9 protein-coding genes are annotated in these 14,700 nt (G+C 68.2%); 3 read left to right on the top strand and 6 right to left on the bottom strand.

The features are described 5' to 3' along the window. Positions 1 to 54: 54 nt before the first annotated feature. The 4 genes from FB600_RS15465 to FB600_RS15480 all read right to left on the bottom strand — a co-directional run bounded on the left by FB600_RS15465 (position 55) and on the right by FB600_RS15480 (position 7,837). Positions 55 to 4,026, bottom strand: a complete 3,972-nt coding sequence (locus FB600_RS15465; protein WP_145756994.1) for a DUF748 domain-containing protein — start codon at positions 4,024 to 4,026, stop codon at positions 55 to 57. A gap of 333 nt (positions 4,027 to 4,359) precedes the next feature. Beyond that, on the bottom strand, positions 4,360 to 5,739 hold the full coding sequence (locus FB600_RS15470) for a type II toxin-antitoxin system HipA family toxin (RefSeq protein ID WP_145756993.1): 1,380 nt from the start codon (positions 5,737 to 5,739) through the stop codon (positions 4,360 to 4,362). Next, positions 5,739 to 6,128 (bottom strand): helix-turn-helix domain-containing protein, encoded by a 390-nt coding sequence (locus tag FB600_RS15475; protein ID WP_227742706.1) that lies wholly within the window; start codon positions 6,126 to 6,128, stop codon positions 5,739 to 5,741. The genes FB600_RS15470 and FB600_RS15475 overlap by 1 nt, the downstream gene beginning before the upstream one ends. A gap of 248 nt (positions 6,129 to 6,376) precedes the next feature. Next, positions 6,377 to 7,837, bottom strand: coding sequence for a DUF1254 domain-containing protein (locus FB600_RS15480; protein WP_096752069.1), 1,461 nt, complete (start codon positions 7,835 to 7,837; stop codon positions 6,377 to 6,379). 393 nt (positions 7,838 to 8,230) lie between these two features. Between FB600_RS15480 and FB600_RS15485 the strand changes: the two genes are divergently transcribed. Next, positions 8,231 to 8,584 (top strand): DOPA 4,5-dioxygenase family protein, encoded by a 354-nt coding sequence (locus tag FB600_RS15485; RefSeq protein WP_096752070.1) that lies wholly within the window; start codon positions 8,231 to 8,233, stop codon positions 8,582 to 8,584. A 234-nt stretch (positions 8,585 to 8,818) separates the two neighbouring features. Here FB600_RS15485 and FB600_RS15490 read toward each other — a convergent pair whose 3' ends face one another. Further along, positions 8,819 to 9,019 carry a hypothetical protein gene (locus FB600_RS15490; protein WP_124076847.1) on the bottom strand — a complete coding sequence of 67 codons (201 nt, stop codon included), beginning with the start codon at positions 9,017 to 9,019 and terminating at the stop codon, positions 8,819 to 8,821. Here FB600_RS15490 and FB600_RS15495 point away from each other — a divergent pair. Beyond that, positions 9,013 to 10,887, top strand: a complete 1,875-nt coding sequence (locus tag FB600_RS15495; protein WP_145756992.1) for an alkaline phosphatase family protein — start codon at positions 9,013 to 9,015, stop codon at positions 10,885 to 10,887. The genes FB600_RS15490 and FB600_RS15495 overlap by 7 nt on opposite strands. A gap of 223 nt (positions 10,888 to 11,110) precedes the next feature. Beyond that, complete coding sequence (locus tag FB600_RS15500) at positions 11,111 to 14,245, top strand: heavy metal translocating P-type ATPase (RefSeq protein ID WP_409995224.1); 3,135 nt, start codon at positions 11,111 to 11,113, stop codon at positions 14,243 to 14,245. Here the strand turns inward: FB600_RS15500 and FB600_RS15505 are convergent. Beyond that, positions 14,190 to 14,690, bottom strand: a complete 501-nt coding sequence (locus FB600_RS15505; protein ID WP_124076846.1) for a hypothetical protein — start codon at positions 14,688 to 14,690, stop codon at positions 14,190 to 14,192. The genes FB600_RS15500 and FB600_RS15505 overlap by 56 nt on opposite strands. Positions 14,691 to 14,700 lie beyond the last annotated feature (10 nt).

Genomic DNA, 14,700 nt, shown 5'->3' on the forward strand with positions numbered 1-14,700 from the left:
CGCCGCCGATGCGCCGCGAGGGCCCACGCCGTTCATCGGCGCGGGCCCTCGCGTTCATTTGAGCCCGAAGTCGACGCGCGTGGTCGCGCCCTTGTCCTCGATGCCCTTGGCGTCGAGCCTGGGCGCCACGATGAACATCCGGCTCGCATCCACCTTGCCGTCCAGGTACTGGCGCACCGCCTGCGCGCGTTGCTGGGCCAGCTCGCGCAGGGCCGCGTCGTCGGCCGGCGCGTGCGCCTCGAGCGCGGCCTTCATGTCCGCGTCAGGCAGCGTCTTCTGCATGCCGATCAGATTGCGCGGCTTCTTGAAATCGGCCGCCTTGTAGGCCTTGGTCAGGTACTTCGTGTATTCCTCCGGCGTGACCTTGACCGTCATCGGGTCGATGCTCTCGCCCTGCCCCACCACGTCCTTGAGCTTCTGCTGGCGCACCAGGCGCTCGACATAGGCATCGCGCAGGCCCGGCGCGTCGCGCGCGGGATCGACGCGGCCCGTCAGGTCGAGGCGGATCGAGGGCTTCTCGGCCAGCATCTTCGAGATGGTGTCGAGCTTCTGCTTCGAGGCGTCGGAGAGCGTGGCCACGCCCGGCGCGAATTCGACGTAGCCGAGCTCCTCGCCGTTGCCGCCGAAGGCGCTGGCGATCAGCGAGAACGGCGCCGTCACCGCCTTCTTCAGCAGGTTCAGCACGGCATGCCAGATCAGCCCGCCGATGCTGAACTCGGGGTTCGACAGCGAGCCCGACACGGGGATGTTCACGTCGATCTCGCCGCGCGAGTTCTTCAGCAGCGAGATCGCCAGGCGCACCGGCAGCTTGGTGGCCGTGTCGTTGTCGACGTGGTCGCCGAAGGTGAGCTGGTCGATGAAGATGTGGTTGTTGGCGCTGAGCTGGTCGTCGGCGAGCTGGTAGTGCAGGTCGACGTTGAGCTTGCCCTTGGTGATCGGGTAGCCGGCGTACTTCGCCGAGTACGGCGTCAGGTTGGTCAGCTCGATGCCGTGCGCCGAGGCCGTCAGATCCAGCGCCGGCTTGGCGATCAGCGGATTGACCGAACCCTTGATCGAGATCGGGCCGTTGCCGGCCAGGCTGGCCGCGATGTCGACCGGCGCGCTGGTCTGCGAATCGGTGCCGAACGCGCCCACCGTGCCCTTGATCGCCACCAGGTCCGCCGTGTAGTTCGGGCGGATGAAGTTGTCGGTATAGGTGACGCGGCCGTCCTGCAGCACCAGTTCGCCGAAGCGCATCCGCACCGGCTGGCTCGGCGCCGGCGCGGCCTTCACCACCACGCTCGGCACCGAGGCCGGCAGCGGCGCGGCGGCACCCGAGGCGGTCGCGGTAGTGGCGGTGGCCGCCGAAGCGCCCGAGGCCGGATGCGCGCTCGCCGCCGCGACGGCCGCGGCCGTCGGCGACAAGGGCACCGGTTCGGCGCCGCTGGCGTCGCGCGTCAGCGATTGCGCCGGGCCGCTCTGCCTGGCCACCACGTCGTTGAGGTTCAGGCGCCCCTGCGCGTCGAGCAGCACGCGGCCGTAGAAACCGGAGAAGGTCACGCGCGCAGCGTCGACATCGGTGCCGCGCTCGCTGTCGTAGTTCGCCTTCAGGTTCGACAGCGCCAGCGAACGCCAGCCCGCGAACGGGTCCGAGCTGGCCTTGTCGAGCATGCGCACGTCCACCACGGCGAGATCGCCGCGATACGAGGCCTTGGTCGCCGCCTTCGCCTGCGACACCGCCAGGTTGCCCTTTGCATTGAGCAGCGCGCTGGCGATGGTGGCATTGAGCGCGCCGCCGAAATACGGCTCGAAGGCGGCCGCATCGAGCCGGTTGCCGTCGATGCGCAGCTTCGCGTCGAGCGGCGTGGCCGTCACCTCGCCCGCCACCGCGAAGCTGCCCTTGCGGTTCAGCGTGGTGCGCAGCGAGACCGGTAGCGGCTTGGACAGATCGTCGGTGAGCGGCCCGACCTTCACGTCGAGCGGCGCGAACGCCAGCTTCACGGGGCGCGGGGTGGACAGGTCGGTGAAGCTGGCCTTGGCGCCGGCCAGGCTCAGCTCGCCGATCCGGTAATGCCAGGGCGCGGTGGTCTTGCCGTTGGCCGGCTTTGTGGCCAGCTTCGCGGCCGGCTTTGCAGCCGATTGGGCGGCGGTTTTCTCCGCCGGCTCGCGACGCGCGCCGCGCGTGGATGCCGCCGGCTCGGCCAGCGCGGCCAGGTCGATCTCGCCGTTCTTCAGGCGCGCCGCGTCGACGTCCAGGCCGTTGATGGCCACGCTCGCCACCTCGGCCGTGCGCGCGCCGAGATCGATGCGCGAGAGCTTCACGTCGGCCTTCGACAAGGCCAGCACCGGCGCCTTCGCATAAGGCGCGCCGATCTTCAGCGCATCGAGCGTCAGGTTGCTGGGGCCGACATTGGCCGCCAGCTCCGGCTTCGACCAATCCGCGAAGGCGTCGATCGAGGCGCCGAGCCTGCCGTCGAGCAGCTTCGCCGAGCTCGCCCCGGCCAGGTACGGCGCGATCGCCGGCAGCGCGAAGCCGTCGATGCCCAGATGGCCACCCACCTGCTGCTGGGCCAGGCTGACGGCGCCGGCCGCGTTCAGCGCGCCGCCCTGGGCGAGCTGGGTCGAGATCCAGAACTTGGCCGGCTGCCGGCCCTGCAGGGTGAAACCGGACAGCGTGGTCTTCAGCTTGGCGAGCGTGAGATCGGCGGCGGGGGCCACCGAGGCGTCGCTGATGTGGATGGTGCCGTCGTCGATCGCGAGGCGGGCGATCGTCAGGTCGAGCGGCTGCGGCTTGGCGTCCTCGGCGGCCGGCTTGGCCTGGGTCTGCGTGGTTGCGCTCGCACCGCTCGCCGCGCCTGCCGGTGCCGACGCGGCTGCCGTGACGGCCGCCGGCGACGAGGCCGCGGCGGGCGCCGCCTTCGCGGCGCTCCCGGCCTTCGCGTCGTTCGCCGCATTCGCCGCGCCGCCCTGGGCCGCCGCCAGCTTCTGCACGTTCAGCACGCCGGCCGCATCGCGCGTGAGCATGAGCACCGGCGCGTCGACACGGATCTCGTCGAAATGCAGCACCTGCCGCAGCGGTTCGAGCGAGCCCGCCGCCACATGCACGGCGCGCGCCGCGAACAGCGGATGGTTCGCCGCATCGCTGAGATTCGCGTCGGCCAGGTCGACCGTGCCCGACACGCGCAGCGCGGGCGTCTCGCCGTCGATCGAGAAGCGCAGCACCAGGTCGCTCGACAGCCTGCCGGAACTCATCTGGACCGGCAGCCTGGCCGGCGCGTAGGACAGCAGCTCGGGCACGTCGAGCCCGTCGAACTTCAGGTTGATCTCCGATTCGCGCGTCTGCGAGAAGGGCTTGGTCTTGCCGGTGATCGCGATCGGGCTGCCGTCGAGGCGCAGCTTCAGGGTCGGCTGCACAAAGATGTCGGTCTTCGAGGGCAGGGTGGCGACGAAGGGCACGCCGAGCGCCCATTGATCGACCACGTGCCTGGCGCCGAGCAGGCGATCGTCGAAGTCGATCCGGCCGTCGGTGACCTGGATGTTCGACACCGAGAAGCGCGTCGGCCCGGAGGACGACGGCTGCGACGGCTTCGAGAACTTCTCGATCAGGTCGGTGAAATTGAAGCGCTGCGCGTCGTAGCGGACGATGTGGAAGCGCGGCGCGTCGATGCGCACCTCGTCGACGATCGGCGCGCCGCGCAGCAGCGAGCTCCAGGCCGGCCGCACCGTCAGCCTGCCGATGTCGACGAAGGGGCCTTGCCCGCCGCGCTCGCCGATATGGACGCCGTCGGCCTCGAGCCGCAGCGTGTAGGGGTTCAGCGCGATCCGCGCGATCGTGGCGGGGCGGTCGAGCTGGCGGCTCAACTGCTGCTCGGCGATATGGCGGATCAGCGGCGGCGCCGCGAAGAAACCGAGCAGGCCGAACACGACCAGGAAAATGAGGATGCCGAGCGCGACGCGCCTGGTGCGGCGCGACCGGGCCACGTCGCCGAGCCGCTTGCCGACGGACGGACGGGAGTTCTCAGGTTGATTTTTCTGGATGCTGGCCATGCTGAGGTGCCGTTGAGAGGACGACGAACGTCGTCTGCAAAATCGGGACGGAAAGCCCGGCTTTCCGAAGTATAGGCGCTCGGCGGGCATGGGCGATGTCGCCTCGTGGGCGATCGCCAGCCGCGACGACGCATCTCGCGATGGTGCTGCCGGGCGGCCTGCCCGCCGCACCTTCAAAGCGGGTCGATGCTCGCCAGTCGTGGATTATACGGAAAGCGTCTGCTCACTTTTCATGACAGGGCGGGACATCGCCCGATTCGTGCCTGGACATAGGCAATGCCCTTTTGCCAGCTGTATTTGGCGACGCCGGGAGCGGCAAAGCACGCCTTGCCCTTACGTCCCTCTGCGTATTTCAGCCTCGAGCCCTGGCGAAGCGATGTCGCTGATGTCGCGAAAGGCTCGTGATAGCTGGTCAAGGAGCTTTTTGTCGGCGCCATGCTCTTCGAAGCACGTCATCCATTCGCGTACCTCACCCCAGACTCGACGCATGATGCCGATTGCTGTCGGCCGCGCCGGCATGAAAGCGGCGTAATGACTCAACGCATTATCCAGGGTGGCGAGTTTGCCGTGCTCTCCTACACCAAGGTGCAGTCTTCGTTCACTGGCAAGAACGGGGTGCGGAACGACGTCGTACAGAGGGCTGAGCACCCAGCCGTTACGCCGTGGGTCCCGTATGAAGCCATGATTGCGAAGATGGTCGTCGTCGTTGGTCACGAAAATGTTGAACACCATGCGAGCAAACATCTCCTCGCCATCGGCTTTGACACGATCCAGGTGGACGTATTTGTGGATGGCGCGGCCCAGGTCGGCATAGGTCTTGTCGGGCGACTCCAGCTCGCTGCAGGCGGTGAGCGTAAGGCCGCTGACGAAAGGAAGCCGGCCTTCGATGCGGCCCTCCCCAGGGCGGGTATCGTGCAAGGCGCCTTCAGGCGGCTTCTGACCAACCTGGCTCCAGTAGCGGTCAAAGCGACGAATCAGCATGACAGGCCGGCCGCCGATATCCTGGTGGCGTACCTCCGGGACCGTCAGACCACAGCGGCGGGCAAGCTCCAAGGTGCAGGACTCCGCGCGCGCCACGTCGAATCTATCGCCATTCGCGGGAAACTTGGCCAGCCACAGTGCGCCGTCCCCGTCTCGTACAGACGCCTTCGGCCGAGCACCACCGGCGGATGGGCCCGAGCCCAGGAAACGCTCCAGGTTTGTCGGTACCGGCGCCCCGTTCTCGACCGCCTCCGACGCCTGCAGTACATATTCCAGCGAATGCATGTCGCTCGCGGACGCCGAATCAGGGCTCTTGATGTCTTCCCGCACGTCCAGGGCGCCAACGCGGTCCCCGCCGGCATGCAGCAGGTACTCCACTTCGAGCAAACCGTTCGCCGGCGCCTTGAGGCGAGCTTCAATTACCCTGCGCCCCCAGGCATCGGGAGCCGCGTCGCGAATACCGCCAAATTCACCGAGCCCGTTCACGGGAAACAGAACCTTCCCCCTGATGGACTCACGCTCACCCAGTGCCAAACTCACCGGGTCCAGCTCGAACGACTCGCCTCGCCGGAGGTATCCCATGCCATACGCAAACTCACTGGCAAGCCCACGATCTGCGACACGCGCGCCTTCTGTCTCGGTGAGACCAAGGATGCCCGCTGGTACGAACCGATTGCCGTCAGCTTGCGCAAGGTGGCCGAATACGAAAACCTCCGTTTTCTTGCGTGCCATCAGAAATCCAGCCGTTGCAGTTCGGATTTGCTCGCCTCGCGAACGCGCTGCGTCGTCTCACGTGCCGCCAACGCCTGAAGCGAAGGGTCGTCCTCCTTCAACAGTGAAAGCAGGCTGACACCAGGTGCAATAGCTTCCAAATATCGAAGTATCTGGGCCTGTGTGCGACCGAGGTCCCCCTTCTCCAACAGAACCGCCGTGGAGCGAGAAATCCCGGCGCGAGTAGCCGCGTCCGCCTGCCGAATGCGACGGGCGATACGCAGACGAGCCAGTTTCTCTCCCAACTGGCGAGCTTCTTGTAGCCGCTCAGGGCTCATCAACGGTTGCTCATCGCGCTTCATGTCTGCAATCCCAGTCTGAATATCCGTAAAGTCTATCTTTGCGGACATTTTAGGTTTGCGATGAACGATGTCAAGTCTGCAATCACGGTCACAATCGGTATTGTATTTGTGATTACAGACATCATCGAAAGAAATATGGAAGGGAAAATTGGGGTCGATTGTCTCGAGCCCCTCTGTCCAGCGAGGCTTGGGAGAACAAAACCCTCCGACACACCTCGCCCCAAACGAAAACGGCGCCCGAAGGCGCCGTCTGATTGCTTCGATAGCAACCGCTCACTTATGCATTAGCCGCCCATTTACTGGCGCACCAGCGGCGGCGGCTGCCAGGAGCCGTCGGTCGCCTCGGGCTTGGGCGCGTAGAGACGCAGCGCCAACTGGAAATCGGCGCGCGGCGCGGGCAGCCAGTTGGCCGCGCGGGCGCGGCCCGGCGAGCTGGCCGATACGACGATGTCGACCGAGCCGTCGCGATTGCGCTGCAGCCGGTCGAGGCTGCCGATCGCGCGCCGGCCACGGCCCGGATCGGGCAGCGCCCCATCCGCCGTATAAGGCGTGAGCGACCAGAACGCACGCACCGGCGGCAGTTCGCGCGCAGCGAAATGCAGCACGTAGCGGCGCCCGCCGTTCAGCGCCTCGCCATCGCCGTCGGCGGCCACGATCGCCACCGTGTCGTCGTCGCGCGTGCCGGCGCCGAAATGCGTCGCCGCCGCGTAGGCGCGCAGCGTGTAGTCCTGCCCGTAGCGGCCGGCATCGCCGCCGAGCCAGCGCCAGCCGTCCGCCGCGAACAGGTTCGACGGCGGCGTGCTCAGCCGTGCCCGCGCATCCTCCACCCCGCGCGCGGCGGCGGCGAGCCGCTCGCCGCTCCAGTCGGGCTCGACGCCGGCCTTCACGCCGATCTCGTCGAGTACCTGGTCGACGTGCGGATCGGGCTGCGGCGGCGGATTGTCGGGCAAGGCGCTGGCGAAGCGCGAGAAAAAGGCCTTGGCATCGAGCGCGGCGACGCGGGCGGCGGCGCTTGCCGAGGTGGCCGCACCGTTGTCCGCGTTCGCGTCAACCGCGGCAGCCCCCGCCGAGGCCGCGCCGCGCGCCGGGCGCGCGCTCCAGGCCGACAACGGCACCAGCCGAACCGCGCGCTGCCAGCGCCGCGCCTCGGCCAGCTCGCGCCCGGCGCCGCCGCTGCGCACGCGCACGCCCAGCCAGGCGTGGCGCGCCGGCAGGTCGACGCGCTTGACGCCGGCCGGCAGCGTGCCCTGGAAGCCCGGCCCGACCAGCGCAATCGTTTGCGCCCGGCTGCTTCCATTACGCGGACTGGCCTCGGCGCCCGTCGACCAGACCACGTTGGTCCACATGTCGAGCACACGCGCGTCGAGGTAACGGCCGCGCGTATCGGGCAGGGAAAGGATCAGCGGCTCGGTGCCGACATCGAGCCAGCCACTCGCGTCGAGCGTGTCGATGCCCGGCAGCGGCGGATTGACGGCGCCGGCGGGCGGCAACGAAGCGTCGATGCGCAGCGTGTTGGCGGGCGCCTGGCCAGGGCCGGCGGCGCCAGGATCGGTGGCGGCCTGACGCGCCACCTCCATCATCACCAGCGGGTAGGCATACAGGTAGGAGTCGGCGACCTCGCTGCGCATCCAGCCCGTCTTGCGGGCGACGACATCGGGCGGCTGCTGCGGCGACGCACAGCCGGCCAGCAGGACGAACACGGCGGCCGTCGCGCCGAAGGTCAGCCGGGCGACGGGAAGTTGGCGAAAGATTGTCATTGGTGTTGGCGCGCGGCGCAGCCTGGCTGCGCATGTTGAGCGGCAGCCGGACGCGCGGGTCTTCCTCGTAGCGTGTGACGGGCTGCATTCGATTCCTCGAACGGCGTGCATCGTACCGCGCGCGTCGGAACAAAAACAGTGGGCATGCACAGCTCTCGATGCCGGAAACCACATTGAATCTTAATGCGCAGCAATACGGCAAAATAGTGCGTCATTGTTGAGTTATTCACATGCGTGAGATTCGCCACGATGGGACCGGATCCAGCGCCCCGCCTCGATCCGGAACCTTTTCCACAGGACACCTCGCCGGGCAACCAGCGCCACGCCAAGCAAGCCCCGGCCGAAATCGCGCACAATGATCGCTCGCCCTTCCCGACATCCCGTTCTCCCTTCATGACCCTACTCGACCCCGCCAGCATCGATAGCTGGCACGCTCACGTCTACTTCGACGCCGACAGCCGCGACGCCGCGTGGGCACTGCGCAAGGTGATCGACGAGCAGCTCGGCGCTCGCGTGCAACTCGGCCGTTTCCATGAACGCCCGGTCGGCCCGCATCCGATGTGGTCGTACCAGCTCGCTTTCGACGGCAGCCAGCTCACGCCCGTGCTCGGCTGGCTCGCGCTCAACCACGGCGCACTCGACGTGTTCGTCCATCCGAACACCGGCGATGCGCTGCGCGACCATCGCGATTGCGCGGTGTGGATCGGCCGCTCGCATCAACTGCGTCTCGAGGCGCTGTTCGGCTAGCCGGCCCTGCCTCCTGCCGCTCGTCGTTCGGGGGTTCGCATCGCTCGATGCACCTCCCGAATGATTCAACCTGGAGTTTCGAATTACCGGCAATTGCTCCCCGGTGAGACTCAATTCGCATTTCCTGAAATCGGTAATCGATTCGCATTATTGCTTCCGCGAAATGAACGACATATTTAATTAAGCATTTCGCCAAGCCTCACCCCGCCTCTTCCGCCGAATTTCCCCGTGAAATCATCGATTTTTGTCGCTCGATGACATAAATCCGTCGAATTCCATCAGCCTCGCGGCTTTTTGATTTTTCATGCTGCGTTGGCGAGATCGCGTTGCCATTTTCGTTTCATCTTTCGCGGTTATCGTGCTGGGCGCCGTCGACTGGCCGGGCGGCGCCATCGTGCCTGTCACCCCATGAACAAACGAGGCATCCAATGACATCGAACAAACGCCGCGATTTTCTGAAACTGGGAACCCACACGCTGGCGGCCGCCGGCATGGCGTCGGTCCTACCCCCCGCGATCCGCAACGCGCTCGCCCAGACCACGCCGCCGGGCAAGCTCGCCGACATCGAGCACGTGATCATCTTCATGCAGGAGAACCGCTCGTTCGATCATTACTTCGGCATGCTGCCGGGCGTGCGCGGCCTCTCCGATCCGCATCCGGCGCCGCTGCCGAGCGGCCAGACGATCTGGTACCAGCCGAACAACGGCTCGGGCAGCTACGCCGCGCGCAATCCCTCGGGCAAGCTGGTGGCCAACGTGATGCCCTATCCGCTCAACCCCGGCACCGGCAGCCCCGTCAATTACCAGGGCGTCAATCTCAATCACGACTGGAAGGGCTCGCAGAGCACCTGGGCCAACTGGAACGCCTGGATCCAGAAGAAGGGCTACTGGAGCATGGGCTACCTGAAGCCCGCCGACCTGCCCTTCTACTACGCGCTCGCCAATGCCTTCACGGTCTGCGATGCCTATCACTGCTCGCTGTTCGGCCCCACCAACCCGAACCGCCGCTATCTGTGGACCGGCACCTCGGGCGCCAGCACGATCACCAATTCGTCCTGGAAGCACTACATCGTCGAGAACGACGACCCGTGGGAGAGCAACGTCACCTCGGATCCGGCCAACGACAGGGGCCAGCAGAACGGCTGGGACTGGAAGACCTATGCCGACGTGCTCGAGGACAACCAGGTGAACTGGAAGGTGTACCAGGGCTACGGCAACTACGGCGACAACGCGCTGGCCTACTTCAACCCGTTCCGGCGCGGCGGCGATGCCGACAAGATCGCGCGGGCGCGCAGCTACGGCGGCAAGTCCGGCGACAACGACGCGCAATCGGCCAACGGCCTGATCGCCGCGCTGCAGGCCGACCTGGCGGCCAAGGACGCGAACGGCAAGAGCCGCTTCCCGGCCGTCTCGTGGATCGTCGCGCCCTATACCTATTGCGAGCACCCGACCGCGCTCTCGAGCGACGGCGAATCCTTCGCCGAGCGCGTGATCAACACGGTGATCGGCAGCAAGGACGTGTGGAGCAAGTGCGCGATCTTCATCACCTATGACGAGAACGACGGCTACTTCGACCACGTGCCGCCGCCGATCCCGCCGCTCGACGGCTACGGCAAGCACAACCTGCAGACCGCCGCCGGCACGCCGATCGATCTCGGCGACGAAACCTACCAGTCGACCCCGATCGGGCTCGGGCCGCGCGTGCCGATGATGGTGGTGTCGCCGTGGAGCAAGGGCGGGCGCGTGTCCTCGCGGCTCTCGGACCACACCTCGGTGATCCGCTTCCTCGAGACCTGGCTCACCGCGCGCGGTTATCCGGCCGGCAAGGTGCAATGCCCGAACATCTCGGCCTGGCGCCGCGCCGTGTGCGGCGATCTCACCGAGACGCTGAACCTGGCGGCGCCCGTCAACACGCCGAGCGACTCGGACGTGCTGCACTGGTCGATCACCGAGCCGAGCAACGGGCCGAACGCGAGCTACGCGCCCTATCCGTATTCGGACGGCGATACCTTCTCGCCGGGCGTGCCCGCCAAGTCGCGCGGCGCCTGCCCGCTGCCTTACCAGGCCGCGGTCACGGCCCGCAAGTCCGGCACCTCGATCGCGCTGAGCTTCGACAATACGAAATCCAGCGCCGCCGCCACCTTCATCGTCTATGTGAACGCCCTGAGTTCGGCGCAGAAGGTGTTCCACTACTCGGTGGCGGCCGGCACCACGCTCGATGATTCACTGGTGCTGAGCGCGAGCGACAGCCAGTGCCAGGTGTTCGGGCCCCCGTCGCCGGGCGGGCATTTCTGGAAGTTCTGATGGCACCCGGGGCAGCCCGGTGATGGTTCGCGGCCCGCTCTGGCGGGCCGTTTCGCTGTGGGCGGCCGTCGCCCGATTTTCGGGGCGGGATCGCTTGCACCCCGAAACGTCGTCGGTCGCGCAAGGTCGAAATCATCGTCGAGAAAGCGCTTGACCTTCCCATGATGGGAAGCTTGATACTGCGTCCATTGTCGGCTTCGGCCGCTTCCGACCGGTAAACATGATGAACGACCTGTCCCATCCCATTACGCCCGAGATCACCGAGCTGGATGTCGAGGGCATGACTTGCGGCGGCTGTGCCCGCCGTGTCGAAACCGCGCTGGCCCAGTTTCCCGGCGTGATCTCCGCCCATGTCGACCTCGCCGGCAAGACCGCCAGCGTCAGCGCCGCGCCTGAAGTCGGGGCCGCGAGCCTGGTCGAGGCCGTCGAGCGCGCCGGTTATCGCGCCCAGGCGCGAGCTCGCGGGATTGCATCGGCTGTCGCGCTGCGTGTGACGGGCATGACCTGCGGCGGCTGCGCGCGGCGCGTCGAGAAGGCGCTGGCCGCCGTGCCCGGCGTCGCGCAGGCAAAGGTCGACCTGGCCGCCACGCGGGCCGAGGTGGAATTCGCCACCGATGCCCAGGTGGATGCGCAGGCGCTGGTCGCGGCGGTTGCCGCGGCGGGTTATCAGGCCGAGCGTATCGAGGGCGATGCGGCGGACTTGGCGGCACCTGCCGCACCGGCGCCGCAACCAGCAGCTCCGCCGGTCGCGGTCAGCTTCGTGCCGATGCCGAAGCCGAAATCGCGTGCGAAGCCGGCGGCAAGCGATGCGCACCACGCGGAACCGGCGGCGATCGAGCAGGCTCCCGCACCGACCGCGGCTACGGCTCCGATCGAACTCGATATCGCCGGGATGACCTGTGCGTCGTGCTCGAATCGCGTCGAGAAGGCGCTGGCCCAGGTGCCGGGCGTCTCGCGCGCCAGCGTCAATCTCGCCACCGAACGCGCCAGCGTCAGCGCCGAAGCTTCCGTTTCCGCCGCGCAGTTGATCGCGGCTGTCGAGAAGGCCGGTTATCGCGCCACGCCGCTCGGCGCCGGCGCCAGTGACATCGAGAGCGCGCCGGCGCCGGCAGCCCCGGCGCGGCAGCCGATCGAACTCGAGATCGGCGGCATGACCTGCGCTTCCTGCTCGGGCCGCGTCGAGAAGGCGCTGGCGCAGGTGCCGGGCGTCTCGCGCGCCAGCGTCAACCTCGCCACCGAGCGCGCCAGCGTCAGCGCCGAAGCCGCCGTGTCAGTCGCGCAACTGGTGGCCGCCGTAGAGAAAGCCGGCTATCGCGCCACGCTCGCTGCCGGCTCGATCGGCGCGGTAGCCCCTGCCGCCACCTCCCCCACCGCCCCGCGCCCGAGCGCCGAATCACGCAAGGCCGCCGAGGCGCGCCGCGATCTCCTGCTGCTGATCGGCTCGGCCGTGCTGACCCTGCCGCTGGTCGCGCCGATGTTCGCCGCGCCCTTCGGCCTGTCGTTCATGTTGCCGGCGCCGCTCGAATTCGTGCTGGCCGCGATCGTGCAATTCGGTTTCGGCGCGCGCTTCTACCGCGCCGCCTGGCACGCGCTGCGCGCGCGCGCCGGCAACATGGACCTGCTGGTCGCGCTCGGCACCTCGGCCGCGTTCGGCCTGAGCGTCTGGCAGATGCTGCGCGCGCCGGAGCAGGCCGGGCACCTCTACTTCGAGGCGGCCGCCGTGATCGTCACCCTGGTGCGCTTCGGCAAATGGCTCGAGGCGCGCGCCAAGCGCCAGACCACCGACGCGATCCGCGCGCTCAACGCGCTGCGCCCCGATCGCGCGCGCATCGTCGAACAGGGCGTGGAACGCGAGGTGCCGCTGGCCCAGGTGCGGGTCGGCTCGATCGTCGCGGTGCGGCCGGGCGAACGCTTCCCGGTGGACGGCAGGATCGCCGCCGGCGCCTCGCACGTCGACGAATCGCTGATCACCGGCGAGAGCCTGCCGGTGGCGAAGGCGCCGGGCGATCGCGTCACGGCCGGCTCGATCAATGCCGAAGGCGCGCTCAGCGTCGAGACCACCGCGATCGGCGCCGAAACCACGCTGGCCCGCATCATCCGCCTGGTCGAATCGGCCCAGGCCGAGAAGGCGCCGATCCAGCGCCTGGTCGATCGCGTCAGCGCCGTGTTCGTGCCGGCCGTGCTCGCGCTCGCGGTGCTGACCTTCGCCGGCTGGATGCTGGCCGGCGCGCCGGCCGAAACCGCCATCCTCAACGCGGTGGCGGTGCTGGTGATCGCCTGCCCCTGCGCGCTCGGGCTCGCCACGCCGGCCGCGATCATGGCCGGCACCGGCGTGGCCGCGCGCCACGGCGTGCTGATCCAGGATGCGCTGGCGCTCGAACTCGCGCAGCGCACCGCCGTGGTCGCCTTCGACAAGACCGGCACGCTGACCGAAGGCAAGCCCTCGGTCACCGCCTTCGAGCCGATCGGCACGACGCGCGAGACGGCCATGGCCATCGCCGCCGCGATCCAGCGGCACAGCGAGCATCCGCTGGCCCGCGCGATCGTCGCGGCCCACCACGGCGAAGCGCATGGCGAGGCGCGCGCGCCTCAGGCAAGCGACGCGAAGGCGGTGGCCGGACGCGGCGTGGAAGCGCGCATCGACGGCACGCGCCACGCGATCGGCAGCGCGCGCTGGCTCGACGAACTCGCGATCGAGGTGCCGGCCGCCGCGCGCCAGCGTGCCACCGAACTCGAGGCGGCCGGCAATACCGTGTCCTGGCTGATGCGGCTCGACGCGCCGGCGGCGGTGCTGGCCCTGATCGCCTTCGGCGACACCGTGAAGCCGAGCGCGCGCGAGGCGATTTCCCGGCTGCATGCGCTGGGCATCCGCACCGCGCTGGTGACGGGCGACAACCCGGGCAGCGCGACGGCCGTCGCGCGCGAACTCGGCATCGACGAAGTCCACGCCCAGGTGCTGCCCGACGACAAGGCACGCGTGATCGCGCAGCTGAAGGCCTCGACCCAGGGCGTGGTGGCGATGGTCGGCGACGGCATCAACGACGCGCCGGCGCTGGCCGCCGCCGATATCGGCATCGCCATGGCGACCGGCACCGACGTGGCGATGCACACCGCCGGCATCACGCTGATGCGCGGCGACCCGGCCCTGGTGGCGGCGGCCATCGACATCTCGCGTCGCACCTATCGCAAGATCCGGCAGAACCTGTTCTGGGCCTTCGTCTACAACGTGGTGGGCGTGCCGCTGGCCGCCTTCGGGCTGCTCAATCCGATGATCGCCGGCGCGGCGATGGCCTTCTCCAGCGTCAGCGTGGTGACCAATGCGCTGCTGCTGAAGATGTGGAAGGGCGAGGCGCGCTAGGCTCGGTGGCCGCGGGCGGAATCGGCGAGGGCAGTTGCGCGTCGAGGCAGGCAATCGCGGCCAGCAGGGCGTCGAGGTAGAGCGGCATCGGCACGCGTTCGAGCAGGCCGTCGAAGCACCGCAACACGGGTGCGACGGCGGCCTTTTCGCTTGCCTGCAGGGTCGCGGCCGGCTCGGGCGATGCCGTGCATTCAAGGCGATCGAGGCAGGCCAGCAAGGCATTCTCGGCCGCGCGAAAGCCTTGCGCATCGGCCACGCCGATGAATTCACGCAGGCGATACGCGGTATGAACCACGCCCAGCAGGGTCGCGACGCTCTCCCGCGAGCCGGCCCCGATGCAGAGTGCGTCGAGCGCCAGGTAATACTTCAGCTGGACGTCGCGCGCCTGCCGCACCGGCATCAAGGACGGCGACGGAACCGCCTTCCTGCCTCGCCTCGCGCTCATGAACGCCCCC

Origin of the sequence: Burkholderia sp. SJZ089 (genome assembly GCF_007828315.1) — a bacterium.
In the GTDB taxonomy this organism is placed as follows: domain Bacteria; phylum Pseudomonadota; class Gammaproteobacteria; order Burkholderiales; family Burkholderiaceae; genus Burkholderia; species Burkholderia gladioli.

Bases quoted from the DNA above. Each gene is read 5' to 3' on its own strand.
- FB600_RS15470 (WP_145756993.1), bottom strand. From the start codon at position 5,739: ATGGCACGCAAGAAAACGGAGGTTTTCGTATTCGGCCACCTTGCGCAA.
- FB600_RS15475 (WP_227742706.1), bottom strand. From the start codon at position 6,128: ATGTCCGCAAAGATAGACTTTACGGATATTCAGACTGGGATTGCAGAC.
- FB600_RS15465 (WP_145756994.1), bottom strand. From the start codon at position 4,026: ATGGCCAGCATCCAGAAAAATCAACCTGAGAACTCCCGTCCGTCCGTC.
- FB600_RS15490 (WP_124076847.1), bottom strand. From the start codon at position 9,019: ATGTCATTGGATGCCTCGTTTGTTCATGGGGTGACAGGCACGATGGCG.
- FB600_RS15495 (WP_145756992.1), top strand. From the start codon at position 9,013: ATGACATCGAACAAACGCCGCGATTTTCTGAAACTGGGAACCCACACG.
- FB600_RS15505 (WP_124076846.1), bottom strand. From the start codon at position 14,690: ATGAGCGCGAGGCGAGGCAGGAAGGCGGTTCCGTCGCCGTCCTTGATG.
- FB600_RS15485 (WP_096752070.1), top strand. From the start codon at position 8,231: ATGACCCTACTCGACCCCGCCAGCATCGATAGCTGGCACGCTCACGTC.
- FB600_RS15480 (WP_096752069.1), bottom strand. From the start codon at position 7,837: ATGACAATCTTTCGCCAACTTCCCGTCGCCCGGCTGACCTTCGGCGCG.
- FB600_RS15500 (WP_409995224.1), top strand. From the start codon at position 11,111: ATGAACGACCTGTCCCATCCCATTACGCCCGAGATCACCGAGCTGGAT.